The sequence below is a fragment of the Ruminococcus sp. AF37-20 genome, from assembly GCF_003460465.1.
In the GTDB taxonomy this organism is placed as follows: Bacteria; Bacillota; Clostridia; order Oscillospirales; family Ruminococcaceae; genus Hominimerdicola; species Hominimerdicola aceti.
The window spans coordinates 189,196-215,146 of sequence record NZ_QTVE01000005.1; the positions used below are offsets into that span (position 1 = coordinate 189,196).

The 25,951-nt window shown below is 44.4% G+C and carries 20 protein-coding genes, 1 tRNA gene and 1 other RNA gene; 6 read left to right on the forward strand and 16 right to left on the reverse strand.

From position 1 onward, the window contains the following. Positions 1 to 185: 185 nt before the first annotated feature. The 6 genes from DW015_RS05270 to DW015_RS05295 all read right to left on the reverse strand — a co-directional run bounded on the left by DW015_RS05270 (position 186) and on the right by DW015_RS05295 (position 4,707). Entirely contained in the window at positions 186 to 869 is a 684-nt protein-coding gene (locus tag DW015_RS05270) for a response regulator transcription factor (RefSeq protein WP_022288650.1), read from the reverse strand. Continuing rightward, positions 862 to 1,980, reverse strand: coding sequence for an ATP-binding protein (locus tag DW015_RS05275; RefSeq protein WP_117858512.1), 1,119 nt, complete (start codon positions 1,978 to 1,980; stop codon positions 862 to 864). The genes DW015_RS05270 and DW015_RS05275 overlap by 8 nt, the downstream gene beginning before the upstream one ends. Before the next feature lie 17 nt (positions 1,981 to 1,997). Then, entirely contained in the window at positions 1,998 to 2,159 is a 162-nt protein-coding gene (locus DW015_RS13400; RefSeq protein ID WP_181979842.1) for a hypothetical protein, read from the reverse strand. An 11-nt stretch (positions 2,160 to 2,170) separates the two neighbouring features. Further along, entirely contained in the window at positions 2,171 to 2,815 is a 645-nt protein-coding gene (locus DW015_RS05280) for a TrkA family potassium uptake protein (RefSeq protein ID WP_117858509.1), read from the reverse strand. Positions 2,816 to 2,827: 12 nt separating this feature from the next. Next, positions 2,828 to 4,171, reverse strand: a complete 1,344-nt coding sequence (locus DW015_RS05285; RefSeq protein WP_117904690.1) for a potassium transporter TrkG — start codon at positions 4,169 to 4,171, stop codon at positions 2,828 to 2,830. 449 nt (positions 4,172 to 4,620) lie between these two features. Further along, a tRNA-Leu gene (locus DW015_RS05295) sits at positions 4,621 to 4,707 on the reverse strand. Positions 4,708 to 4,931: 224 nt separating this feature from the next. On the opposite strand from DW015_RS05295, the gene DW015_RS05300 reads away from it, so the two are divergent. The 6 genes from DW015_RS05300 (at position 4,932) to recR (ending at position 9,115) form a co-directional block, all read left to right on the forward strand. Beyond that, a complete protein-coding gene (locus DW015_RS05300; protein ID WP_038671146.1) occupies positions 4,932 to 5,312 on the forward strand; it encodes a response regulator in 381 nt (126 codons plus the stop codon). Beyond that, complete coding sequence (locus DW015_RS05305; protein WP_117904692.1) at positions 5,313 to 6,191, forward strand: chemotaxis protein CheX; 879 nt, start codon at positions 5,313 to 5,315, stop codon at positions 6,189 to 6,191. Between the two features lie 190 nt (positions 6,192 to 6,381). Further along, positions 6,382 to 6,481, forward strand: an RNA gene (gene ffs / locus DW015_RS05310) — signal recognition particle sRNA small type. Positions 6,482 to 6,518: 37 nt separating this feature from the next. Continuing rightward, a complete protein-coding gene (gene dnaX, locus DW015_RS05315) occupies positions 6,519 to 8,138 on the forward strand; it encodes a DNA polymerase III subunit gamma/tau (protein WP_278305999.1) in 1,620 nt (539 codons plus the stop codon). Positions 8,139 to 8,162: 24 nt separating this feature from the next. Next, positions 8,163 to 8,513, forward strand: coding sequence for a YbaB/EbfC family nucleoid-associated protein (locus tag DW015_RS05320; RefSeq protein WP_022288657.1), 351 nt, complete (start codon positions 8,163 to 8,165; stop codon positions 8,511 to 8,513). After that, positions 8,513 to 9,115 carry a recombination mediator RecR gene (gene recR / locus DW015_RS05325; protein WP_022288658.1) on the forward strand — a complete coding sequence of 201 codons (603 nt, stop codon included), beginning with the start codon at positions 8,513 to 8,515 and terminating at the stop codon, positions 9,113 to 9,115. Before DW015_RS05320 ends, recR begins: the two co-directional genes overlap by 1 nt. 16 nt (positions 9,116 to 9,131) lie before the next feature. Here the strand turns inward: recR and tadA are convergent, their stop codons facing one another. The 10 genes from tadA to rpoB all read right to left on the reverse strand — a co-directional run bounded on the left by tadA (position 9,132) and on the right by rpoB (position 25,221). Then, a complete protein-coding gene (gene tadA / locus DW015_RS05330) occupies positions 9,132 to 9,605 on the reverse strand; it encodes a tRNA adenosine(34) deaminase TadA (protein WP_117904696.1) in 474 nt (157 codons plus the stop codon). Next, complete coding sequence (locus tag DW015_RS05335) at positions 9,602 to 10,762, reverse strand: CPBP family intramembrane glutamic endopeptidase (RefSeq protein WP_117904698.1); 1,161 nt, start codon at positions 10,760 to 10,762, stop codon at positions 9,602 to 9,604. The genes tadA and DW015_RS05335 overlap by 4 nt, the downstream gene beginning before the upstream one ends. 146 nt (positions 10,763 to 10,908) lie before the next feature. Then, a complete protein-coding gene (tuf, locus tag DW015_RS05340) occupies positions 10,909 to 12,108 on the reverse strand; it encodes an elongation factor Tu (RefSeq protein ID WP_117877670.1) in 1,200 nt (399 codons plus the stop codon). A gap of 114 nt (positions 12,109 to 12,222) precedes the next feature. Then, on the reverse strand, positions 12,223 to 14,301 hold the full coding sequence (fusA, locus tag DW015_RS05345) for an elongation factor G (protein WP_117877671.1): 2,079 nt from the start codon (positions 14,299 to 14,301) through the stop codon (positions 12,223 to 12,225). 21 nt (positions 14,302 to 14,322) lie between these two features. Further along, positions 14,323 to 14,793, reverse strand: a complete 471-nt coding sequence (gene rpsG / locus DW015_RS05350; protein WP_022288663.1) for a 30S ribosomal protein S7 — start codon at positions 14,791 to 14,793, stop codon at positions 14,323 to 14,325. Between the two features lie 195 nt (positions 14,794 to 14,988). Next, positions 14,989 to 15,414, reverse strand: coding sequence for a 30S ribosomal protein S12 (gene rpsL, locus DW015_RS05355; RefSeq protein ID WP_022288664.1), 426 nt, complete (start codon positions 15,412 to 15,414; stop codon positions 14,989 to 14,991). Between the two features lie 207 nt (positions 15,415 to 15,621). Continuing rightward, positions 15,622 to 16,965: a hypothetical protein gene (locus DW015_RS05360; protein WP_117904700.1), complete on the reverse strand. Its 1,344-nt coding sequence runs from the start codon at positions 16,963 to 16,965 to the stop codon at positions 15,622 to 15,624. 156 nt (positions 16,966 to 17,121) lie between these two features. Then, positions 17,122 to 17,589, reverse strand: coding sequence for an RNA polymerase sigma factor (locus DW015_RS05365; protein WP_181979843.1), 468 nt, complete (start codon positions 17,587 to 17,589; stop codon positions 17,122 to 17,124). A 109-nt stretch (positions 17,590 to 17,698) separates the two neighbouring features. Further along, a complete protein-coding gene (rpoC, locus tag DW015_RS05370) occupies positions 17,699 to 21,277 on the reverse strand; it encodes a DNA-directed RNA polymerase subunit beta' (protein WP_022288667.1) in 3,579 nt (1,192 codons plus the stop codon). Between the two features lie 119 nt (positions 21,278 to 21,396). Next, positions 21,397 to 25,221: a DNA-directed RNA polymerase subunit beta gene (gene rpoB, locus DW015_RS05375; RefSeq protein ID WP_117904703.1), complete on the reverse strand. Its 3,825-nt coding sequence runs from the start codon at positions 25,219 to 25,221 to the stop codon at positions 21,397 to 21,399. Between the last annotated feature and the right edge of the window lie 730 nt (positions 25,222 to 25,951).

The window sequence follows — 25,951 nt, forward strand, 5'->3', positions numbered from 1 at the left end:
CGCAACTATGATGTAGGAGATTCAGGACTGATATAATCACCGCATAAGGAAAAGGGCAATGTCCTCCGTGAGTGGAAGGCATTGCCCTTTTTTCCTTTAGAAAAAATCAGTTCAATTGTTTTTGCAGCCATTGAAGGCGATACAGATCATCAAATAAAGTGTCTGCTTTGTACTGCTCCCTAAAACTATAATTTCATCATACGATACCCAATACCGATATGTGTTTGTATCAGCGCCTGACTGCTGTCACTCAGCTTTTTTCGCAGGGTAGCCATAAATACACGCAGGGAGGCTTCGCTGTTATCCGCAGGAGTTCCCCATACACTTTGGATAATGTACTTATGCGTCAGCACCTTGCCGACATTCTTGGCAAGCAGGCAAAGCAGCTTGTATTCTATCGGTGTCAGGTGAATTTCTTCATCATCAAGGTGAACACAGCCCGAAACATAGTCTATCCGTAGTCTGCCATTGACAAACTCCGTGACCGAGATGTTTTCGGACTTCATAAGCCGCCTTTGTATCACTCTGAGCCTTGCGAGAAGTTCGTCAACAGAGAAAGGCTTTGTCAGGTAATCATCTGCACCTTTGTCAAGGGCTGTTATCTTGTCCCTTTCCTCGCTCCTTGCACTGACTATGATGATAGGAACATCGCTCCAAGTGCGTATATGCTCTATCACCTCAACGCCGTCAATATCAGGCAGTCCAAGGTCAAGTATGATAATATCAGGCTTATGCGAAGCGCTGAGCATGATCGCTTCATTGCCCCTGACAGCAGTAATAAAGCGATAGTCGTTCATTTTAAGAGTAGTTGTAATAAGATTTCTGATAGGCTTGTCGTCCTCCACCACCAGAACAAGATATTCATTCATTTAGATCGACCTCTCCTATTGGCAGAGTAAAGCTGACAACTGTACCGTTTGGTATGTTGTCGCTGACAGATATAGTACCGCCGTGTGAAGTAATAATTGACCTGCACAGTGCAAGCCCCAGCCCCAGACTTCTTCTGCTGTCTGAGGAACGGCTGCCGCCCGTATAGAACATATCAAATACCTTTTCTTTTTCTTCATCGGAGATACCAGTGCCGTGATCGGACACGGATATCACAACAGTATGCGCATTTTCTCGGCGCACACTGACGGTAACATCAGAATCTTCATCACTGTACTTGACAGCATTATCCATAAGATTGACTATGACCTGTACGATAAGGTTCGCATCTGCCATAACGGGGATTATCTCGTCATACATATCAACGATGATATTTCGCTTTGGGTGAGTGCGTTTGGTGTGTCTGACAGCCTCCTGAACAATGTCATCAAGTATCTCTACCGAGATATTGAGCTGCATTCTGCCGTCCTCAATTCGTGTAGCGTATAAAAGATTTTCCACCATTTCGATAAGCCACATTGATTCGGAATAAATATCCGTGTATATCTGCTGACGTGCTGATTCATCAAGCGTATCGCCGCCGGAAATGAGCGTGCTGGCATTGCCTGATATGGAGGTCAGCGGTGTTCTGAGATCATGGGATATGGAACGGAGCATATCAGCTCTAAGCTGTTCATTCTGCGCCAGAAGTGCCGCCTCCTCCTTTTCACGGGCATTCTGCTCGGCGATCAGGATATTGCGTTTCAGCTTATTGGCAAGCGTTCCTGCAATGAACGCTGTAATAAACATCGTCACAAATGTGACAAGATAGCCTGCATCGTGAACTGAAAGAGAAAACTCAGGATAGGTGAAGAAGCAGTTGAAAAGCATTACTCCTACTAATGATGATATCAGGCAGAAATACATCTTTGATGTAAAAATGGATATCACAAGCACAGCAATAATATACAGCATGATAATGTCCGCATCGGCAAGTTGAAAGGCTTTGAATGCGTATCCGGCAAGTGTTGCGGCTGTCAGCACCACAATACATATAGCGGAGTCTTTGAACACAGAAAATGCTTTAGAGCTTTTTATAGAATTAGCAGTCATAAGGATCACCCTTGTTATTATAACATATCACTTTTGTGTTCGTCAACATCATCTTCTGACAGGTCGTGTCCACGTCTGCTCTTTTGTATCTCCTCGATGAATTCATCTACTTTTTTCATAATATAAAAGCCGTAGAGAAACATTGCTCCTACAGACAGTGCAAGCAGAACATCTCTCACACGATCATCTCCTAGATTCTGAAACATTTCTGGATATCCCGAACCTCACCTATGACAAATGCGATGTCATCAGTTTCAATTACAGTGTCCGGTGCAGGGATAAATACCTCTTCTCCACGTTTGATCGTCAGAATATTGATCTTGAATTTCTTTCGTATATCGATCTGTGAAAGCGACTTTCCGAACCAGTCCTTCGGTACTTTCAGTTCGTAGATCGAGTAATTGTTATCCAGATGAATAAAGTCGAGTATGCTGTCTGATGCATATTTTGTAGCGATGCGAAGTGCCATCTGCTTCTCAGGATAGACAACCTCATCGGCTCCGTTTTTAAGCAGGAATTTCATTTGTACATCATTTGTCGCACGGGATATGACTTTCTTTGCCCCCAGCTCCTTGAGCAAAGACGTTGTTTCCAGAGAAGACTGAAAACGGCTGCCGAGGGCAACGATACAAACATCATAGTTTCCTACACCAAGCGAACGGAGAAATTCCTCATTGGTGCTGTCACCGATCCTTGCGTTGGTCACATAAGGCAGGATATCGTTGATATGCTTCTCATTTTCATCTACTGCCATGACCTCACACCGAAGCTCCTCCATGCGTCTGGCAATATGACTGCCGAATTGACCTACTCCGATAATTAAAACTGTTTTCATATATAAAACTCCTTATCCTACGGATATTTTTTCAAGCGGTAAGCGTGAATTCTGACTGTCCGCCGACGGCAGAGCTGCATAAATGAGTGTCAGTCCGCCGACTCTTCCGAAAAACATAAGTATCATCAGTATCACACGGGATACAGCAGACAGACCGCTTGTAATGCCAAGTGACAGCCCTACTGTACCGATAGCTGAGCTTGTTTCAAACAGACAGGTCAGCAGCGGTAGATCTTCCACTCTGCTGATAATGACACCGCTTGTAAAGAACAATACAAGATACATAAACAAAACAGCGCCTGCACTGCGGACAGTTTCGTCTGATATTCTTCTTTTGAAGCACTGCACATCATTTCTGCGGCTAAACACTGTGATCGCAGAAAGGAACAGAACAGCAAAAGTCGCTGTTTTCATACCGCCTGCGGTGGAACCTGGAGAACCGCCTATAAGCATAAGAATGACCATAATGGCTGTACCTGATTCATCCATAGCAGCGAGATCAGTTGTGTTAAAGCCTGCGGTTCGTGTTGTGACAGACTGAAACAGTGAATGGATCGTCCGGTCATGGATAGTCCCATGGTCATATTCAAAAAAGAAGAAATACAGCGCAGGCAGAACGATCAAGACAGCAGATGTCATCAGTACGACCTTGCTTTGCAGAGAGTAGCGCCTGATCCTGTGCTTGTGTGTTCCGATATCGCCCCAGACGAGAAAGCCGATGCCTCCCGTAATAATTAGCAGCATAATGATGATATTGAGATAGATGTTGCTGTGGTAATAGGTCAGCGATGAGAACGGTTCTTTTATGCCGAACAGATCAAAGCCTGCATTGCAAAAAGCCGATATGCTGTGAAACAAGGAATACCACAGTCCCTTAGCGATACCAAGATCATTGCAGAAAACGGGTGCAAGCAAAGCCGCACCGATCATCTCTATGATAAGTGATGTTTTAAGGATAAAGCCTGTCAGCTTCACAATACCGCCTACCTGCGGTGCGGAGATGGATTCCTGCATCGTACTGCGCTGCCACAGACCGATTTTCCGCCCTGATGCTCTAATGATCGCAAGCCCAACGGTGATAACGCCCATACCTCCGATCTGAATTAGCATCAGAATGACCGCCTGCCCGAACAGAGACCAGTATGTAGCAGTATCCTTTACAACAAGCCCGGTCACACAGGTAGCTGAAACGGCTGTGAACATTGCATCAGGGAATGAAGTCACACACCGCTGCCTTGATGAGATCGGCAGCATCAGAAGCAGCGTACCTACCAGAATTAGACAAAAAAAACTGATAATGATGACCCGAAATGAAGTCATATGAGTTCTGTTTTTTACTCTATTTTTATGTAACATCGTACACCTCTCGTTCAAATTATAGCTTTATTATATCACGTGAGCGGTTAATGTGCTGTTAAGATTACGGTTACGGCGTTAAGATTTCGTTAAGGCACAATATTGATGTGTGCCGCTTGCCCGTAGTCTATTGGAACACCTGCAAACCGTTCCACACAAGTCCGTATCATCATTATGACGCGCGCCACAATGGCAGCATACCCTTTTTGAAGCTGAATAACTCACAAAGAACTGAGATTTGCTCACACAAGCACTTCTCAGGTCTTTTCTTTTCAGATGGTTAGTTTTCCGCTCCGCAGGCTCGGACGGCTCTGAGGGGCGTTTCAGTTCGTCTGAAGTGGCTTTCAAGCAGAGGTAGGCTCGCCAATGCTCTTGGTGGTGAAGCAAAGGCTGAAGAGAATGAGGACTCTAATAAAAAAACAGGCTCTTGATACAAGAACCTGTTCTCCTGGTGCCGGTGACCGGGGTCGAACCGGTACGGTATCGCTACCATCGGATTTTGAGTCCGACACGTCTGCCAATTCCATCACACCGGCACATAACACTATGATTATAGCATACTTTTTTCATTTTGTCAAGCAAACTGCAAGTAAATTCTGCATTTACTTGTTTGTATATTTTCAACATAAAACATATTTGGCGACTCTTGACTTTTGGAGATTTTTATGATATAATTAAAAACAAGGCAGTAGAGAAATTATTTTCTCCGTCATCGGCAATTACGGAACTGCTGCCGCAAAATAATCGGGAGGGATCTATCGTGAATATAAATGAAATGACAGTGCTTATATGCGACGATTCTATGTTCGCTCGCAAAAAGCTCAGTATGTCTATTTCTGGATTTGGAGTAAAAGCCGTTTATGAAGCAGCCGACGGTGAGGAGGCTGTTAGCAAATATAAGGAGTTCAAGCCTGACGTGGTTTTCATGGATATCATCATGCCAAAGGTAACAGGTATTGAAGCCCTCAAACAGATAATAGCAGAAGATCCTGACGCTAAGGTGATAATGGCTTCTTCTGTTGGTACTCAGAGCCATTTGAAAGACGCTCTTAAGTCGGGAGCTGTGGACTTTTTGCAGAAACCTATAGCTGATAATGACGCTCTTAAAGTTCTTGAGAACGTTGCAAAGGGGGTACTGTAAATGTTTGCGCAGTTTTTTGGAGGCTACCTCTTTAACCATAAGCTTTGTACCGCTGAGGATCTTACTCAGGCTTTCGAGGCTAAAAAGCATACAAGACTTCGCCTTGGCGTTCTCGCTATAAACGCTGGTCTTATGACAGCCGAGCAGGTAGAGCACGTCAATATCACTCAGCAGAGTGTCGATAAACGTTTTGGCGACCTTGCCGTGGAGCTTGGCTATGTTACCGCTGACGACGTTGAAAAGCTTCTCGCTCAGCAGCCTACAGATTACCTGCTCCTGGGTCAGACCCTTGTTAATAACGGTGCCCTTACCAATGCTGAGTTTGAAAAGGCACTTAAAGACTATAAGGCTGAAAATCAGATAACCGACGATATTTCAGACAATCAAACAGAAACTCTACATAACCTTATCAATGAGTTCTATCATTTTGACAATGATGAAAATGCCCGTATCTGTACTGATTATGTTACTTTGCTTTTCAAAAATCTTATCAGATTTATCGGTGACGATTTCACTCCTATGGAAGCGTCAGTTATAAAGAATTTTGCAGCAGAACATATCGTTATCCAAAAAATAAATGGAAAATATAACGCTGAGGCTTGCATTGCCACAGATTCAAAGACATATATGGCTTTCGCTGAGAGGTTTGCCAAAGAGAGCTTCACGGAGGTTGATGACTTTGTAAACGCTACAGCAGGCGAATTTCTGAACGTAAACGACGGTCTGTTCGTTGTAAATGAGTCAAACGAGCATGGCGTTGAGCTTACACTCACACCGCAGGAATTTTTGGAAAATGGCGAGCTTGCCCTGTCAAGCACTGCATTCTGTATCCCGGTGAACTATCCGTTCGGCAAGCTGAATTTCATCATTGCCACCTGATATAATTTTACAAGCACATAATATCCGCCGCTGTCCAGCTTTGTTCAGCGGCGTTGATGTTCTTTGCCTTTTTTATAACTTTTTTTCAAAAACACTTGAAATTTCATTGGAAGTATGTTATAATAGTAAGGTAACAAAAGTTAGATTGATATGATTCAGTTATTGTTCCTCATCAATCCGAGATATAGGTGTGCGGGTCCTGTGCAATGAAACGCTGTGAACCATGTCAGGCGGGGAACCGAGCAGCATTAAGCGGTTTGTTTCGTGTGTCACAGTTCCGCCCGCACGCCCATATGTCGGATTGATTTTTTTATTTTCTTGATTGGAGTGAGAGTTTTGTATCAGGCATTGTACAGAAAATGGCGTCCAATGTCATTTGACGATGTTGTTTCACAACCGCATATTACAACTACTCTCAAAAATCAGATAAAAAGCGGCAAGACCGCCCACGCCTATCTTTTCACAGGCTCGAGAGGTACGGGAAAGACCACCTGCGCAAGAATTTTTGCAAAGGCTATCAATTGCCTTGACCAACATGACGGTGAGCCATGCCTTGAATGTGAGATATGCAAAGACGCTGACAACGGCACTCTTTCCGATATTATCGAGATTGACGCTGCTTCAAATTCTAAAGTAGACGATATCAGAGAGTTGCGTGAAGGCGTTGTCTATACTCCTGAAAGATGTAAATATAAGGTATATATCATAGACGAGGTGCATATGCTTTCCGCTGGCGCATTCAATGCCCTGCTGAAAACTATGGAAGAACCTCCTCCGCATGTCAAGTTTATTCTTGCCACTACGGAGATACATAAAGTTCCTGCAACTATCGTGTCGAGATGCCAGCATTTCGACTTTCACAGGATAAGAAACGAGGACATCGTTTCAAGGCTTATGTATATTGCTTCTCAGGAGGGCTTTACCCTCCACGAAGATGCCGCAGGCATGATAGCAAGGCTTTCTGACGGTGGTATGCGTGACGCACTTTCTCTTTTAGACCAGTGCGTTGCCTATGAAAATGACATCACCCTTGACGTTGTGTCCTCAGCTTCCGGCATTGCAGGACGTGATTATCTTTTTGATATTCTTGAAAAAATAGCCGAAAAGGACGCAGCAGGCGCACTCAGGGTCGTTGACAAACTTTATGATATGTCAAAAGATCTGAAAGTCTTGGCAGGTGAACTGCTCGCTCAGATGAGAAATGTCATGATAATCAAAACTATCGACAACAACAAGGATCTTATAACTTGTCTGCCTGACGAGTATGAAAGACTTAAAGCCCTTGCAGAACGCATGAAGCTGGACGAGATACTCGGGGATATAAATACTTTGCAGGAGTGCAGCGAGCGTTTTGCAAAAAGCACATCAAAGCGTATCGAGCTTGAAATGTGTATCATAAAGCTGTGCGGAGCTGCTCAAAAAGCAGGTGCAACTGTGCAGGCTGTATCAGGCAATGCTGAGATCACAGTGCTTCTTAATAGAATAACTCAGCTTGAGAATGCACTAAAAAATGGTGCCGTTTTGCAGACTCAACCGCAGATCACCACACCGGCTCAGCAGGAACAAGCACCACCACCAAAGCCTTTTGACCCGGATTTCAAGAAAATGAAAGCAAGCGACTTCAAGCTTGTGCAGACTTGGGACAACATTGTGGAGCAGGTCAAGCAGACAAATCCTGCCATAGGCTGTTTCTTAGTCAACTCAAAGGCTTATATGTGTCAGAATGTGCTGCTTATGATAGTACACAATGACTTTTATCTCAAAAAGTTCAAAGCAAGCGGCGATGCTACGGTGCTTAATGAGATACTGAAAAATAATTTCGGACAAAACTTCACTATCAAAGTCAAATCAGCCAAAAATGTCGCACCTGAGGATACGGAAAATCCTATAAATCAGTTGCTTGACAAAGCGAAAAAACTTGATATTGAAGTTGATATAAAAAAATAATTTTGAATATAAGGAGTTTTTAAAATGAAAGCAAGACTTCCACAGGGAATGGGCAAGGGTCCTTCCAATAACATGAATCAGATGCTCAAGCAGGCTCAGAAAATGCAGGACGAGATCACAGCTCTTCAGGCAGACCTTGAGCAGAGAGAGTTCACAGGTACAGCAGGCGGCGGAGTTGTTGAGGTAACTATCAACGGCAAGAGAAACGTTCTTAAGCTTGATATCAAGCCTGAGGTAGTTGATCCGGAGGACGTTGAAACACTTCAGGACCTCGTTATGGCAGCTTTCAATCAGGCTGTTGCTAACCTCGATGAAGTAAGCGACACTGAAATGCAGAAACTCACAGGCGGAGTATCATTCCCAGGTCTGTTTTAATGGCTGAGTCAAACGCACTGCCTTTGGTACTTCTGGCAGAGCAATTTGCAAAGCTCCCCGGTATAGGCATGAAGTCCGCACAGCGCCTTGCCTACTATGTTATGTCCATGACAGACGAGGACGCATCAGCTTTTGCAGCGGCTATCACTAATGCCCACAAAAGCGTTCATCTTTGCAGCGTTTGCCAGAACTTTACTGACAAGCCAAAGTGTCCTATCTGTGCCGACCCAAGACGTGACCACACAACGGTCTGCGTAGTAGAAGACCCAAAGGATATAGCAGCTTTCGAGCGTACTAAGGAGTACAAAGGTGTTTACCATGTTTTGCATGGACTTCTCTCCCCTATGGACGACATTTCCCCTGACAAGCTTAAAATAAAAGAACTGCTTGCGAGGATAGAGCCTGAGAATGTTAAAGAAGTCATTATGGCTACTAATCCTACAGTTAATGGCGAAGCTACGGCAATTTACATTTCAAGGCTGCTGAAACCCCTTGGTGTAAAGGTCACACGTTTGGCGTTCGGTCTACCCGTTGGCGGAGTGCTTGAATATGCTGATGAAGTGACGCTTTACAAGGCTTTGGAAAATCGAAACGAAATATAAGGAAAACCTCCCCGAACTATTCGGAGAGGTTTTTTTTTCGTCTTAAATTTTTGAAAAATTCCGTCAGTGTATCCGCACACTGCTCTTGCAGTATACCACCTGTGCAAAGAGGTTTGTGATTATAGGGTAACTCAAAAAGATTTACCACCGACCCGCAAGAACCAGCCTTTTGGTCATACGCACCAAAAACCACACGCTCTATTCGAGAATTTATTATCGCACCCGTACACATAGGACAAGGCTCGAGAGTAACAAAAAGCTCACAACCCATAAGCCGCCAACCCCCAAGATTGCGACTCGCCTCCTCAATAGCCACAAGCTCGGCATGAGTCAAAGGGGAACGCCCATACTCACGACGATTGAATCCCCTGCCGATTATTTCACCGCTGGAACGCTTCACAACTATCGCACCCACAGGTACTTCCCCCTGCTCTGCGGCAATTTCCGCAAGCTCCAACGCTTTTTTCATGTAAAGCTCATCTCTCGTCATATTATCCTCGCACACACAAACATGGTCACAAGAATTGCAGCTATCCACACTGCGATTGAGTTAGTTGCAATGAAAGATTTAACTCGCTTTGACATCGTCATAAAAGAATTATCATTTTCAATGTTGAATGTCCAGTCACCAAAGCTTGTAAGCTTCGAGTACATTACAAGTGATACACCAACGATCACTGTACAGATTATGACTTCTGCTATTTTGGCATAAGGAAGATCATAGAGAACAATGTAACTTAATACAAAATTCGTGATGTGGGCGCAAATACTCATTGAAATTGCAGTAAAAACCGAGCCTGTTCGTATAGTAAATAGTCCAAGAACCGCAGTACAGCATATAACAAAAGGCAGATATGTAATATCATAGTAGCATAAACCATTTACAACAGCAGTGATCATAATAGCGAAGGTGTCGCCAAATTGACGAAAAGTCTGCAAAAAAACTCCTCGAAATACTATCTCTTGCATTATAGGAACAATGATCGCAAAGAAAGCAAAAGAAACAAGAGCAACAACAGGATCTTCAGAGAATACAAAAATAGAATATATCCCGTCTAAATGCACAGCTGAAAACAGCAGACTAAGGATATATTGTCCAACTCTGCCCACAACGATTATGACCATCATAATAACCACAGCAGTTCCACGCATTTTTTCGTAGCCCTTTGAATTTGCAAAAACGACTTTATTAGGGATCTTAGTAACGATCTTAAAAATAAGACCAGGCACAACAAACTTTGCGGCAAACAACAGACCTAAAATAAAAGTCATTCCAACACCATATCTGCCATATCCGCCATCTGTTTGAGAAAAATACACAAATGTACCGGTTGTATCCGGCGCGTATTTATTCACTATAAAATAGTTAAGAAAATCAATAGCAAGCATTACCACAAGACAAATGCCCAACAAACTACAGCATTTTAGCATAGAGATCCTCTCAGCTACCTCTGCCTTATGAGGCACAAAACCCTCGCCATCAATGTATGAGTGTTCTCTTGTATCATGTATAAACTGAAATCCAAAAGAATTTTGAGGATTTGAACGCCACTTTGCAAACGACTTCTTATAATCATCACTTTGATTTTGATAAGTGGTATCCTGGGCAACGTCAATCATATAATCTTTAGTATTCGTATCGTTCAAATTCTCACCTCCGATATACTAATTATAGCATATCACCGTACTTTTTTAAAGCATACAAATATCATTTAACTTATTATTCATAATATTTTAAGACAAAAAAAGATCGGATACATATTGTACCCGATCTTTATATAGCGAACTAAAAATTAGTCTCTAACAGCTGTAACGACGCCAGAACCTACTGTTCTACCACCCTCACGGATAGCGAAACGAAGTCCCTCTTCGATAGCGATTGGAGTGATAAGCTCAACATCCATCTCTACGTTATCGCCAGGCATACACATTTCCTTGTCAGCAGGAAGTGTGATAACGCCTGTAACGTCAGTTGTTCTGAAATAGAACTGTGGTCTGTAGTTGTTGAAGAATGGAGTATGACGGCCGCCCTCTTCCTTCTTCAGAACGTAAACCTGACCTGAGAACTTTGTATATGGGTGAATGGAGCCTGGCTTACAAAGAACCTGTCCTCTCTGAATGTCAGATCTCTGGATACCACGGAGAAGCGCACCGATGTTGTCGCCTGCCTCAGCGTAGTCAAGGATCTTTCTGAACATCTCGATACCTGTTACAACAGTCTTTGGTCTCTCAGTTGAAAGTCCGAGGATCTCAACTTCGTCACCAGTCTTGAGCTGACCTCTTTCAACTCTACCAGTAGCAACTGTACCACGGCCTGTGATTGTGAATACGTCCTCAACAGGCATCAGGAATGGAAGATCAGACTTTCTGTCTGGTGTTGGAATGAATGAGTCAACAGCGTCCATAAGGTCAAGGATTGGCTTGTAAGCTGGATCTGAAAGATCATCTGGAGCTTCAAGAGCTGCAAGAGCTGAACCCTTGATGATTGGAGTCTCATCGCCAGGGAAATCGTACTTGTCGAGGAGCTCTCTGATATCCATCTCAACGAGATCGAGAAGCTCTTCATCGTCAACCTGGTCAGCCTTGTTCATGAAAACAACGATAGCTGGAACGCCTACCTGTCTAGCAAGGAGAAGGTGCTCTCTTGTCTGAGCCATAGGACCGTCAGAAGCAGCAACTACGAGGATAGCGCCGTCCATCTGAGCAGCACCAGTGATCATGTTCTTTACATAGTCAGCGTGGCCTGGGCAGTCAACGTGAGCATAGTGACGATTCTTTGTCTCATACTCAACGTGAGCTGTGTTGATTGTAATTCCTCTCTCTCTCTCCTCTGGAGCTGAGTCGATGTTGTTGTAATCCTTCTTCTCAGCAAGACCTTCAAGAGCAAGAGTCTTTGTGATAGCAGCAGTAAGAGTTGTCTTACCGTGGTCAACGTGACCGATTGTACCAATGTTAACGTGTGGTTTGGTTCTTTCGAAATGTGCCTTTGCCATAGGAATTTTCCTCCTTAAAATTTAATAGTTTCCGATTTAACATACCGTAGTATAATTATATCAAATAAAAAGCAAATTTGCAATAGAAAAAGCAGAAAATTTTCCGCAAATTTATTAGTCCTTGTTTCTTGAAGCCATGATCTTCTCAGAGATAGACTTTGGTACCTGAATGTAGCTGTCAGGCTCCATTGTGTACTGTCCACGGCCCTGTGTCTTAGAACGCAGATCATTTGAGTAACCAAACATTTCAGACAGTGGAACGAGAGCGTCTACCTGAACAGCACCGGTTCTCTGCTCCTGACCGAGGATCTGTCCACGACGGGAGTTGAGGTCGCCTATAACTGTTCCGAGATAATCATCAGGAGCGATAACGCAAACCTTCATGATAGGCTCAAGAATGATTGGTGAAGCCTTTCTCATAGCCTCCTTGAACGCCATAGAACCGGCGATCTTAAATGCCATTTCAGAAGAGTCGACTTCGTGATAAGATCCATCGTACAGCTCGACCTTAACGTCAACTACCTGGAAGCCTGCGAGAACACCGTTCTCCATAGCGCCCTTGATACCTGCGTCAACTGCAGGAATGTATTCCTTAGGAATAGCACCGCCGACAACCTTGTTGATGAACTCATAGCCCTTACCGGACTCGTTCGGCTCAACATTGATCTTAACGTGACCGTACTGACCCTTACCACCTGACTGCTTAGCGTACTTGTAATCAACGCTTGCAGGAGCAGTGATTGTTTCCTTATATGAAACCTGAGGAGCGCCGACATTAGCCTCTACCTTGAACTCACGGAGAAGTCTGTCTACGATGATCTCAAGGTGCAGCTCGCCCATTCCGGCGATAATTGTCTGACCTGTTTCCTCAGAAGTATAAGTTCTGAATGTTGGGTCCTCTTCAGCAAGCTTTGCAAGAGCGATACCCATCTTTTCCTGACCTGCCTTAGTCTTAGGCTCGATAGCGAGCTGGATAACAGGCTCAGGGAATTCCATTGACTCAAGAAGTACAGGGTGCTCTTCATCACAAAGAGTGTCACCTGTTGTTGTGTTCTTCAGACCGATAGCGGCACCGATATCACCAGCGTAGATAGTATCGATATCCTTTCTAGCGTTAGAGTGCATCTGAACGATTCTTCCGATTCTCTCGTCTTTGTCCTTAGTGGAGTTATAAACTGTAGAACCGGCTGTCAGAACACCTGAATAAACTCTGAAGTAGCAGAGCTTACCAACGAATGGGTCTGTAGCGATCTTGAATGCGAGAGCAGCGAACGGCTGATCGTCGCCTGAAATTCTCTCAACTTCTTCACCTGTGTTTACGTCAGTACCCTTGATGTGTGGTACGTCGATAGGTGAAGGCATATAATCTACAATAGCGTCAAGAAGCTTCTGAACGCCCTTGTTTCTGTATGAAGTTCCGCAGGTAACAGGTACCATTGTGTTAGCGATAGTACTCTTTCTGATTACCTTCTTCATCTCGTCGATAGTGATCTCCTCGTCTGCGAAATACTTCTCAGCGAGATCGTCATCAACTTCTGCAAGATGCTCGATAAGGTCAGCGTGATACTGTTCAGCCTTTTCCTTGAGGTCCTCAGGAATTTCCTCCTGACGGATATCCTTTCCAAGGTCATCATAGTATACATAAGCCTTCATTTCGAGCAGGTCGATGATTCCCTTGAAGTCGTCCTCAGCGCCGATAGGGAGCTGGATAGGAACGGCATTACAATGGAGTCTTTCATGGAGCATATTCAAAACGTTGTAGAAGTCTGCGCCCATGATATCCATCTTGTTGACATATACCATTCTTGGTACCTGATAGTTGTCAGCCTGTCTCCAAACTGTTTCAGTCTGAGGCTCAACACCACCCTTAGCACAAAGAACTGTTACAGAACCGTCGAGTACACGAAGTGAACGCTCAACCTCAACTGTAAAGTCAACGTGGCCCGGAGTATCTATAATGTTGAGTCTGTGACCCTTCCAGTAGCAAGTAGTAGCAGCAGAAGTAATTGTGATACCTCTCTCCTTCTCCTGTGCCATCCAGTCCATTGTAGATGCACCGTCGTGTGTTTCACCGATCTTATAGTTTACACCGGTATAAAACAGGATACGCTCTGTAGTAGTAGTCTTGCCGGCGTCGATGTGTGCCATGATACCGATATTACGGTAATCCTGCAATTTACATTCTCTTGCCATATATATCCTCCTTTATACCTCTTACCATCTGTAATGAGCGAAAGCCTTGTTAGCTTCAGCCATCTTATGAGTTTCGTCACGCTTCTTGCATGAACCGCCAACGCCGTTAAGAGCGTCGAGGATCTCTGCTGCGAGTCTCTCTCTCATTGTGTCCTCGTTTCTCTCACGAGAATACTTTGTTATCCATCTCAGACCAAGTGTCTGTCTTCTGTCAGGACGAACCTCCATTGGTACCTGGTAAGTCGCACCGCCTACACGGCGAGCCTTGACCTCCAGCTCAGGCATGATGTTATCCATAGCCTCCTGGAATACTTCAAGAGCAGGTCTGCCTGTCTTTTCTTCGACAATTTCAAATGCTCCGTAAACGATCTTCTGGGCAACACCCTTCTTACCGTCAAGCATGATGTTGTTTACAAGACGTGTAACAAGCTTAGAATTGTATACTGGATCCTGAAGCACGTCTCTCTTTGTAACTCTACCTCTTCTTGGCACTTTAATTCCCTCCTTCACAAATAATGAATTCACAGGTACTCGCTCTGTAACCACGGCACACAGCCGTTTTACAGCCCCGTCAGTTCCTTGTAGAGTCAACTAATATATATTAATCACTCCACATAAACTGTGGTCTTCGCAATATGCGACAATGAGTTATTACCTTGTTACTAAAATGAGCTTTTCAGTTTTTGATTACTTGGCTGCTCCTGCCTTTGGCTTCTTAGCGCCATACTTGGATCTCGCCTGCATTCTCTTAGCAACGCCCTGAGCGTCGAGAGTGCCTCTGATGATGTGATATCTTACACCAGGGAGGTCCTTAACACGTCCGCCTCTGATAAGAACAACGGAGTGCTCCTGAAGATTGTGTCCGATACCAGGGATATAAGCTGTAACTTCGTTTCCGTTTGTGAGCTTAACTCTGGCAACCTTTCTCATAGCTGAGTTTGGCTTTTTAGGTGTAGCAGTTCTTACTACTGTGCAAACGCCACGCTTCTGTGGGCAGCTCTGATCGATAACTACCTTCTTCTTTGAGTTGAAACCCTTCTGAAGAGCAGGAGCTGTAGACTTGTCTGCAAGGACATTTCTTCCTTTTCTTACTAACTGGTTAAAGGTTGGCATATTTTCTCTCCTTTCATAGATTTGATACTATACGCCGATATACAATACATCAGCATACCTTGATATTATACACTATTCTCCGTCTCTTGTCAAGCACTTTTTCTTGACTTTTTTAACTTTTTGAAAATTTCAGTTAAATTTTCTGTCAAAAGCTATAAAAAGCACAGGGCAGCGGCTTTTCACGCCCTGCCCTGCAAATATATTCCCTCATTCCGTCTTGCTGTCTGTATCTAAAATTTGTCCTTTATCCGCCACTTCGACCTCTGTCTCGCTGAATCTATGATAAGTTATAACACAATCGCTGTCGTCAGTCTTGTCCGAATAGGTTATATCGTTTTGTACTTCATTGATATAAAGTTTCAGATCATCACTAAAATAGGTGTTTGCACCCGTTGCGAATTTAATTGCAACGAGCCATTCATTTTCATCAAAGAAGTAATTTCTGTTGTTCTTTACCGTCGCACTTTGGGAACCGTACCATTCATTATTAGTATCGTCCTGCTCCACAATATCCTTATAATTGGAAGTTATACTGAAATATCTTCCGTCCACCTTGATAATTATGCCTTCCTTTGACCCTCCTGCTGTGGAAACGTTTATGGCTTTACCCTTTTGAATTGGTGTTATTATCAGCGGATAGATAATATCCCTTTCGTAATTGTCAGCATCATAATCGATATGCTTAACAGAATTTACCAACGTATTAATTTTAAATCCCCAGTCCTTTTCAACAGGATTTAGCACAATGTTGAAGTCGTCAGCTTGCAGTATCATATCTTCGTATATATGCTGTACACTATCAAGAATGAGCTTATCAAGCTTTTCCTTGCCTGTATCCTTTGAACTGTCGATATCATAAGCATAGGCTATTGATGATCTAAGTGAATAATAGAAGTCTGTTCCAAAGCTGTCGCCACCGACCGTTTCGCCAAGACCTGTTGCGATCTCATCCGAGTTCCAATTACTCAGATTATCGCAGTTTGTGCCGACTGCGATTTTTTCGCCCACTTTCAGTTCGTCCGCATAAACAAACTTCCCTGTGGTAACATCTTTCGCTCTGAAATCAAGTTTAAACGCAGCGTAATAGTGGTATTTCAGGTATTCATATTCATTCACAGTAACATAGTCGATCAATCCGCCCTTTTCAGAGGTGTATTTCTCAACATATATCTTATCGACAAAAAGATATCCCGTTCCGTCCGAGCCGCAGCCTGCATACATTCCGACCGCCGTTATCTCTTTGTCTTTAACGACCTGCTTAAGCGCATTTTGTGCCTGTTCTAAATCAGCCGTAAGCTCAGTGCTGTCAAGGCTTTCCGAACTGTCTATACTTGGCTGCTGCATACCGACATTGATCTTATGCTCATCACCGCTGCGATAAAGGGTCAGCGCACCGCCCACCACCAGAAGCAAAGCCGCAAGCACCGCCCCTGCAAGCTGAAAGCCTGTAAGTTTTGTTTTATTTTTCTCTGTAGGCTTGTCATACATAAGCACACTCTCCTTCCAATCCGAAGGAGTTTTTATACAGTAAAAAGCATTTATCTTTTTCATTTGCTGCCCCTTTCTGTGATATCATCATTGCAAACTATACCTTTAGTCAATGTTATGCTGAAAGTCCAGCCCCCACATAATAATTTTTACCTCTTTTGTAGTGGATGGTGTCCTCGACGTCCCGATACTTTATGTCTTTATTGACATTCATATAGTTCACAACATCATCATATCCTTCAGTTGTTCTCTTCCACGTTTGAGATGTGTTTTTATCGTGTTTTCCTTGATATTTGTCAGCTTAGCTATCTCCTGCACTGACAGCTCCTCAAAGTAATAAAGATAAATACTATCCCGATATTTCGGGGGAAGTCTGAAAATAAGGTCAAGTATCTCTATGTCGCTGCCGTCCTTTGAGAAAGACGTTATGCTGTTCAGATCGACTGTGTTTTTCCTCAAACGATACCGCAAAACACTCCGGCATTCGTTGAGAGCCACTCTGATGAGCCACGCTTTCGGGTTTGGCAGACTGCCTTTTTTCATCTGCTTGAAAAGCTTGAAGAACACGTTCTGATAGCAGTCCTCAGCGTCGGAAAAATTTCCCGTGTGCACCACGCAAAGCCTTGTTACCATATCCGAATACTCCTCTACGAGTTGGCGGTATTCGCTTTCGGTCATATTCTTCATGCTTTCACTTCCCTTCATATACTAAAACGCCGTGGCAGGCAAAAAGGTTTCATACAAAATAAAAAAATCAGCCCGCATGAATGAACCATGCAGGCTGATATAAAAGTCATTAGTACAACGGTGTTTCTGCGGTGTTATGGTTAGCCGCGCTCTCATTCTTGACCACCTGAACGTTGTTGTAAACGTCCATACCGGTGCCGGCAGGAATGAGCTTACCGATAATAACATTTTCCTTAAGACCCATGAGCTTATCGGTCTTTCCTCTGATAGCTGCGTCTGTAAGAGCCTTAGTTGTCTCCTGGAATGAAGCAGCCGACAGGAATGAATCCGAGTAGCTTGAAGCCTTTGTGATACCCTGAAGAACAGGAACAGTTGTGATAAGTCTTGCGTTCTCGTCGCCAGCGTCGATCTGAGCCTGTATCTCCTCGTTGAGTCTTGCGACCTCTCCTCTGTCGATAAGTGAACCAGGGAGCAGATAGCTTGAACCGGAGTCGTCGATTTTGACCTTTCTCATCATCTGACGAACGATAACTTCGATGTGCTTATCGTTGATATCAACACCCTGCAGACGGTAAACCTTCTGAACTTCGGTGATGATGTAGTTCTGAACAGCCTTAGGACCATTAACTGCAAGGATATCAGCTGGGTTGATAGAACCCTCTGTGAGTGGCTCACCGGCTGTAACAGCCTGTCCCTCACGAACTCTTATCTTGTAGCCGTATGGAATAGCATAAGACTCCTGCTCAGGATTTTCAGTGTCCTCACTTGTAACAGTGATCTGCTTGGTCTTCTTGACCTCCTCGATCCTAACTACGCCGTCGATCCTTGTGATGATAGCAGCACCCTTTGGACGTCTGCTCTCAAACAACTCCTCGACTCTAGGAAGACCCTGTGTGATATCTTCCGCAGATGCGATACCACCTGTGTGGAAGGTTCTCATTGTAAGCTGTGTACCAGGCTCACCGATAGACTGAGCGGAGATTACGCCGACAGCCTCACCGACCTGAACGATATTTCCGTTTGCAAGGTTAGCGCCGTAGCACTTAGCGCAAACGCCATGCTTAGCCTGACACTGAAGAACTGATCTGATAGAGATAGAATCCTTACCCTCAGCTTCGAGTGCAGCAACTATTCTTTCAGCGTCATGAACGTTTATGAGCTTGTTTCTTGAGCATATCATCTCGCCTGTCTTAGGATCCTTGAGGTCCTCAACAAGGTATCTGCCCACAAGTCTCTCGCTGAGAGGCTCGATCATTTCGTTTCCGTTCTTTATGTCGAATATCTCGATACCAACGTGAGTACCGCAATCCTCCTGACGAATGATAACGTCCTGAGAAACGTCAACAAGACGTCTTGTAAGGTAACCTGAGTCAGCTGTACGCAGAGCTGTATCGGCAAGTCCCTTTCTCGCACCTCTGGAAGAAATGAAGTATTCCAGAATGTTAAGACCCTCACGGTAGTTAGCTCTGATAGGCATCTCGATAGTTGAACCTGATGTGTTGGCGATAAGTCCACGCATACCTGCCAGCTGTCTGATCTGGTTGATAGAACCACGGGCACCTGAGTCAGCCATCATGTTGATTGGGTTATATGGGTCAAGGTTAGCTTTCAGAGCCTCTGTAACTTCGTCTGTAGCGTTGTTCCAGATCTCGATGAACTTCTTTGACTTCTCTTCTCTTGAAATATAACCTCTCTTATACTGCTTGTCTATCTTGTCAACAAGTCCGTCAGCCTTAGCAAGGATATCCTTCTTTGCCTCAGGGATAGAAGCGTCGCAAACAGCAACTGTGATAGCAGACTTTGTAGAATACTTATAACCAAGGCTCTTGATGTTGTCGAGAACTTCGGAAGTCGTAGTAGTACCGTGCTTCTGTATACATTTATCAATGATATCAGAAAGCTGCTTCTTCTTTACAAGGAAGCTTATCTCAAGATCGAACTGCTTTTCTGAATTTGTTCTGTCAACAAAGCCAAGGTTCTGAGGAATGATAGAGTTGAAGATAAGTCTTCCGACTGTAGCGTCTATCACCTTTGATACCTGCTTGTCGCCTATCTGCTTGGTTATCCTTACCTTGATAGCAGCATGAAGTGAAACGATGTGCTGATCGTAAGCCATAAGAGCCTCGTTCACATCTCTGAACACCTTGCCCTCGCCAGGCTCGCCGTCCTTCTTCAGTGTCAGGTAGTAAGAACCAAGTATCATATCCTGTGTAGGAACTGCAACAGGGCGTCCGTCTGAAGGCTTCAACAGGTTGTTGGCAGCCAGCATAAGGAATCTTGCCTCAGCCTGAGCCTCTGCTGAGATCGGCAGGTGAACAGCCATCTGGTCGCCGTCGAAGTCAGCGTTGAACGCTGTACAAACCAGTGGGTGAAGCTTGATAGCTCTGCCCTCTACAAGGATAGGCTCGAATGCCTGAATACCAAGTCTGTGAAGTGTAGGCGCACGGTTGAGCATTACAGGGTGACCCTGAATAACGTTTTCAAGTGCGTCCCAAACCTCCGGCTCAGCTCTGTCTACCTTTTTCCTTGCAGACTTGATGTTGATAGTAGGATTGGTGTCAACAAGTCTTTTCATAACGAAAGGCTTGAACAGCTCAAGAGCCATTTCCTTTGGCAGACCGCACTGATACATCTTAAGCTCAGGGCCTACGACGATAACAGAACGTCCTGAATAGTCAACACGCTTACCAAGAAGGTTCTGTCTGAAACGTCCCTGCTTACCTTTGAGCATATCTGAAAGTGACTTGTATGCTCTGTTGTTAGGACCTGTAACAGGTCTGCCGTGTCTGCCGTTGTCGATAAGTGCGTCAACAGCTTCCTGAAGCATTCTCTTTTCGTTTCTAACGATGATGTCAGGTGCTTCAAGCTCCAGCATTTTCTTAAGACGGTTATTTCTGTTGATAACACGTCTGTAAAGGTCATTAAGGTCGCTGGTTGCGTATCTTCCGCCGTCCAGCAGTACCATAGGTCTGATATCAGGTGGTATAACAGGTATAGCCTCCAGTATCATCCACTCAGGTCTGTTGCCTGATGTTCTGAAAGCCTCAACGATCTCCAGTCTTTTCAGAAGCTTGATACGCTTCTGACCCGCAGGAAGATCCTTCAGCTCAGTTTTAAGCTCTTCTGAAAGCTTCTCGAGGTCGATCTCTTCAAGAAGCTCCTTGATAGCCTCAGCGCCCATGCCGGCTCTGAACTCGTCCTCGTCATACTTTTCCTGCATTTCGCTATAATCCTTTTCAGTAAGGAGCTGACCCTTGATAAGCTCAGTGTTACCCGGATCTATAACGATGTATTTTGTGAAGTAAAGAACTTCTTCAAGTCTTTTCTGTGATATTTCAAGCATCTGTCCTATTCTTGACGGAGTTCCCTTGAAATACCAAATGTGAGAAACAGGTGCAGCAAGCTCGATGTGACCCATTCTCTCTCTACGAACCTTGGCTCTTGTTACCTCAACGCCGCAGCGCTCGCAGACTTTGCCTTTAAAGCGAATTTTCTTATATTTACCGCAGTGACACTCCCAGTCCTTTGAAGGTCCGAATATCTTTTCGCAGAACAATCCGTCCTTTTCCGGCTTCTGAGTACGATAGTTTATTGTTTCAGGTCTGGTAACAACGCCGTAAGACCACTCACGGATCTTCTGAGGCGAAGCAAGACCGATCTTGATTGATGCAAACTCATTGAATTCCAACAGCAGTACCCTCTTCCTGTTTAGTTTGAAGCACGGCAGCAGCCGACTTCTATATGAAACGGTCGCAGGGGCGGAGCCTTCCGCCCTTTGACCTCAGCTTATTTAGTTACTGTGCAAAATTATTCACCGTCATTAAGGAACAGATCAGACTCGTCGGAAGCTGCGCTGCCCTCCAGTTCGGAAGTGCCGTTCTCGTCTTCAGCCATGAAGCCCTCGTCGAGATCGCCCTCGTCAACGCCGAAATCGATATGATCTTCGATAGCAGGCTGTGGAACAAGCTCCTCGTCCTCGTCAAACGACTGCTTAAGATCTATTTCCTCGTTATTGATGTTGAGTACCTTGAGATCCAGACCAAGTGACTGAAGTTCCTTAACAAGTACCTTGAACGCCTCAGGAACACCAGGCTTAGGAACATTCTGTCCCTTAACGATAGCCTCGTATGTCTTGACTCTTCCCACAGTATCGTCAGACTTAACTGTAAGGATCTCCTGAAGTGTGTAAGCAGCACCGTAAGCTTCGAGCGCCCAAACTTCCATTTCTCCGAATCTCTGACCGCCGAACTGAGCCTTACCGCCAAGTGGCTGCTGTGTTACCAGTGAATAAGGACCAACTGAACGTGCGTGTATCTTATCGTCTACGAGGTGGTGGAGCTTCAGGTAGTACATATAACCGACTGTAACTCTGTTATCGAACTTCTCGCCTGTTCTTCCGTCATAAACAGTGAACTTGCCGTCCTCGCTCATGCTCAGTGCGTTAGGGTTGATGACCTCGTCCATTGTGTGGAGAGTGAACTCATCGTCCTTATGCTCCAGATAATTCTGCTGAGCCATTTTGAAGCATTCTCTGATGTCTGCCTCATGAGCGCCGTCAAATACAGGGGTCATTATCTTCCAGCCAAGAGCCTTTGAAGCCATACCAAGATGAACCTCAAGCACCTGACCGATGTTCATACGGGAAGGTACGCCCAATGGGTTAAGACAGATATCAAGCGGAGTACCGTCCTCAAGGAATGGCATATCCTCCTGTGGAAGTATTCTTGAAACGACACCCTTGTTACCGTGACGACCCGCCATCTTATCGCCCACAGAGATCTTTCTCTTCTGTGCGATGTAGCATCTGACGAGCATATTTACTCCAGGAGAAAGCTCGTCGCAGTTCTCTCTTGTGAATATCTTAACATCAATAATAGTACCAGCCTCGCCGTGAGGTACCTTAAGAGAATTATCTCTAACTTCTCTAGCCTTTTCGCCGAAGATAGCTCTGAGAAGTCTTTCCTCTGCTGTCAGCTCAGTTTCACCCTTAGGTGTTACCTTACCAACAAGAATATCGCCTGAGCGAACCTCTGCGCCTATTCTGATGATACCGTTCTCGTCCAGATCCTTAAGAGCGTCCTCGCCAACGTTAGGAATATCTCTTGTGATCTCCTCAGGTCCGAGCTTTGTATCTCTGGCTTCTGTCTCATATTCTTCAATATGGATAGAAGTGTACTTATCCTGCTTTACAAGGTTTTCGTTCAGAAGAACGGCGTCCTCGTAGTTGTAACCTTCCCAAGTCATGAAGCCGATAAGAGCGTTCTTACCAAGTGAAAGCTCACCGTTTGAGGTAGCAGGACCGTCACCGATTATCTGATTAGCTTCAATTCTCTCGCCCTTATTGACGATAGGTCTCTGGTTTGTACAAGTACCTGCGTTTGAACGCTTGAACTTAGTCAACTCATAAGTTCTGAGCATACCGCTGTCCTCACGGATAACGATCTTGTCAGCGTCAACGCTCTCAACAACACCTGCGTTCTTAGAAACAACAGCAACGCCTGAATCAAGACAAGCCTTGTATTCCATACCAGTACCAACGATAGGAGACTCAGTCTTGAGCAGCGGCACAGCCTGTCTCTGCATGTTTGAACCCATGAGCGCACGGTTAGCGTCATCGTTCTCAAGGAACGGGATACAAGCAGTAGCCACAGAAACTACCATTTTAGGTGAAACGTCCATGAAGTCGATCTTCTCTCTCTCGATCTCGAGGATCTGATCTCTGTATCTGCCGTTTACCTTAGGTCTGGCAAACTTGTTGTCCTCAGTAAGAGGCTCGTTTGCCTGAGCGACCATGTAGTTATCTTCAACGTCAGCCGTCATATAAACAACTTCGTCAGTTACAACGCCTGTTTCCTTGTCAACACGTCTGTAAGGAGCTTCGATAAAGCCGTACTCGTTTATCCTTGCGAAAGAAGCAAGATAAGAGATAAGTCCGATGTTAGGACCTTCAGGCGTCTCGATAGGACACATTCTGCCGTAGTGAGTATAGTGAACGTCACGGACCTCAAATCCGGCACGGTCTCTTGAAAGACCGCCAGGGCCGAGGGCTGAAAGTCTTCTCTTATGAGTAAGCTCAGCCAGAGGGTTGTTTTGATCCATGAACTGTGACAGCGGAGAAGAACCGAAGAACTCTCTGATAGCCGCAGTGATAGGTCTTATATTGATAAGAGCTGTAGGAGTAACGACCTCAGTGCCCTGTGACTGAATGTTCATTCTCTCACGGATAACTCTTTCCATTCTTGTGAAACCGATCCTGAACTGGTTCTGAAGAAGCTCGCCTACTGAACGGATTCTTCTGTTGCCAAGATGGTCGATATCGTCAACAGTACCAACGCCCTCACAAAGGTTTAGGAAGTAAGAAACCGTAGCGATAATATCATCGATAGTGATGTGCTTTGGAACGAGGTCGTCAGCCTTAAGTCTGATGTTCTCCTTAAGCTCTTCCTCATTCTCAGAATCCTCAAGAATTTCCTTGAGAGCCTTGAAAGATACCTTTTCGTTGATGCCAAGCTCAGTGCAGTCAAAATCAACATAAGCGTTGATGTCTACCATGCCGTTGCCTATGATCTTAACTTCGCACTCTTCAAGCTTTGTAACAGCCTCGCCTGTTGCGGAAGTAAGATGCTCCTTTACCTCAACGTCAACGTAAGCCTCCATAACACCTGCGGTCTCGATCTCCATAGCCTTATCAAAGCTGATAAGATCTCCGGCATCAGCCATTACCTCGCCCGTCATAGGATTTACAACAGGTCTTGAAAGTCTGTGGCCTGAAAGTCTTGAACCAACGCCAAGCTTCTTGTTGTACTTATATCTTCCGAATCTTGAAAGATCGTATCTCTTAGCGTCAAAGAACAGGTTGTTCAGGTGAGTAACAGCAGAATCTACTGTAGGAGGCTCGCCCGGACGGAGCTTCTTATAAACTTCAAGAAGAGCTTCCTCTCTGTTAGCAGTCTGATCCTTCTGCATGATAGTCTGAGTAAGTCTTTCATCAGGACCGAAAACTTCCTCGATCTCCTCGTTAGTACCAATACCGAGCGATCTCAGGAAAGTAGTAAGAGGGATCTTTCTGTTTTTATCTATTCTGACATAAACCACGTCGTTAGAATCCATTTCATATTCAAGCCAAGCACCTCTGTTAGGGATAACAGTTGTCTTGAACAGATCCTTACCGGTCTTGTCCTTATCAAAAGCGTAATAAACACCTGGTGAACGCACCAACTGAGAAACGATAACACGCTCTGCACCGTTGATAACAAAAGTTCCGCTGTCGGTCATTTTAGGGAAGTCACCCATAAATACCTCGGACTCCTTGATCTCGCCGGTCTCGGTATTGTTAAGTCTTGCAGTAACTCTCAGTGGCACTGCATAAGTTACATCTCTCGCCTTGCACTCTGCAACAGAATACTTAGCCTCTTCGTCGAAATGGTATCCAACAAAAGTCAGCTCCAGCGTACCATTATAATCAGTAATAGCTGAAACATCTCTGAAGACCTCCTTCAGACCTTCATCGAGGAACCACTGATAAGAGTTCTTCTGCACTTCAATAAGGTTAGGCATCTCCAGAACCTCATTGATCTTGGCAAAGCTCTTTCTCGTGTTCTTACCAAGTTTTACGTCCTTGACATTCACCATAGGCTCAATCACTCCTTAATTTATTTGGAAAATACATTTATATAATACTATATAACAATCGTATTCGCCAGTGGTTTTGGCGGTGTTTTCCATGATTTTCTGCGCTCAAAAACGCATGAAATAGGTGGAAAACTCCATTATGATACAGTATACTATTATATAATATTAGCAAGCCCTTGTCAAGCATTTTAGCTTACACATCTCGCTGATTTTCCTATTTTCTCCGATTTGAACAAAAATCGCACAATTCGACGCAGAAACTTCTACTATTACCAATGTGTTATCAAATCGTAAATTTTTCGTTTACTCATCTGCTTTTATCACCCTCCGCCTCATTACCTCCGCCCTGATCTACCCTTTATTTCATCACTATCTGCACCAACTTGTCTGCCATTACATAATAATACCGATTTACTTGTCATATCCAACAAAAAATCACTTAACAAATTGTGCAAACAAATGATTTATATTTTAATTTGGCAACATTTCTGCAATTGTTGCATTTTTTATGCAACAAAAGTGGTGCTTTTCGTGTATAAGTAGAAAGCGTTTTGATACTTGCGGGCACGTACAAGCCCTGCGACTTAGTGAAACCGAGGTGCGTTTCTGGAACAGGCTGTAGAGAACTTGTGTCAAAGCGTTGGTGTGCATTGCGGTATTTTGTGTATACGCAACCAAGGGCATAATACCCAATGTCACACCCCGAACGCAACTTGAAAATTGAATATAT

Coding starts and splice junctions, on each gene's coding strand:
- DW015_RS05270 (WP_022288650.1), bottom strand. CDS start 869: ATGAATGAATATCTTGTTCTGGTGGTGGAGGACGACAAGCCTATCAGA.
- DW015_RS05275 (WP_117858512.1), bottom strand. CDS start 1,980: ATGACTGCTAATTCTATAAAAAGCTCTAAAGCATTTTCTGTGTTCAAA.
- DW015_RS05280 (WP_117858509.1), bottom strand. CDS start 2,815: ATGAAAACAGTTTTAATTATCGGAGTAGGTCAATTCGGCAGTCATATT.
- DW015_RS05285 (WP_117904690.1), bottom strand. CDS start 4,171: ATGTTACATAAAAATAGAGTAAAAAACAGAACTCATATGACTTCATTT.
- DW015_RS05305 (WP_117904692.1), top strand. CDS start 5,313: ATGTTTGCGCAGTTTTTTGGAGGCTACCTCTTTAACCATAAGCTTTGT.
- DW015_RS05320 (WP_022288657.1), top strand. CDS start 8,163: ATGAAAGCAAGACTTCCACAGGGAATGGGCAAGGGTCCTTCCAATAAC.
- recR (WP_022288658.1), top strand. CDS start 8,513: ATGGCTGAGTCAAACGCACTGCCTTTGGTACTTCTGGCAGAGCAATTT.
- tadA (WP_117904696.1), bottom strand. CDS start 9,605: ATGACGAGAGATGAGCTTTACATGAAAAAAGCGTTGGAGCTTGCGGAA.
- tuf (WP_117877670.1), bottom strand. CDS start 12,108: ATGGCAAAGGCACATTTCGAAAGAACCAAACCACACGTTAACATTGGT.
- fusA (WP_117877671.1), bottom strand. CDS start 14,301: ATGGCAAGAGAATGTAAATTGCAGGATTACCGTAATATCGGTATCATG.
- rpsL (WP_022288664.1), bottom strand. CDS start 15,414: ATGCCAACCTTTAACCAGTTAGTAAGAAAAGGAAGAAATGTCCTTGCA.
- DW015_RS05360 (WP_117904700.1), bottom strand. CDS start 16,965: ATGAAAAAGATAAATGCTTTTTACTGTATAAAAACTCCTTCGGATTGG.
- DW015_RS05365 (WP_181979843.1), bottom strand. CDS start 17,589: ATGAAGAATATGACCGAAAGCGAATACCGCCAACTCGTAGAGGAGTAT.
- rpoB (WP_117904703.1), bottom strand. CDS start 25,221: ATGGTGAATGTCAAGGACGTAAAACTTGGTAAGAACACGAGAAAGAGC.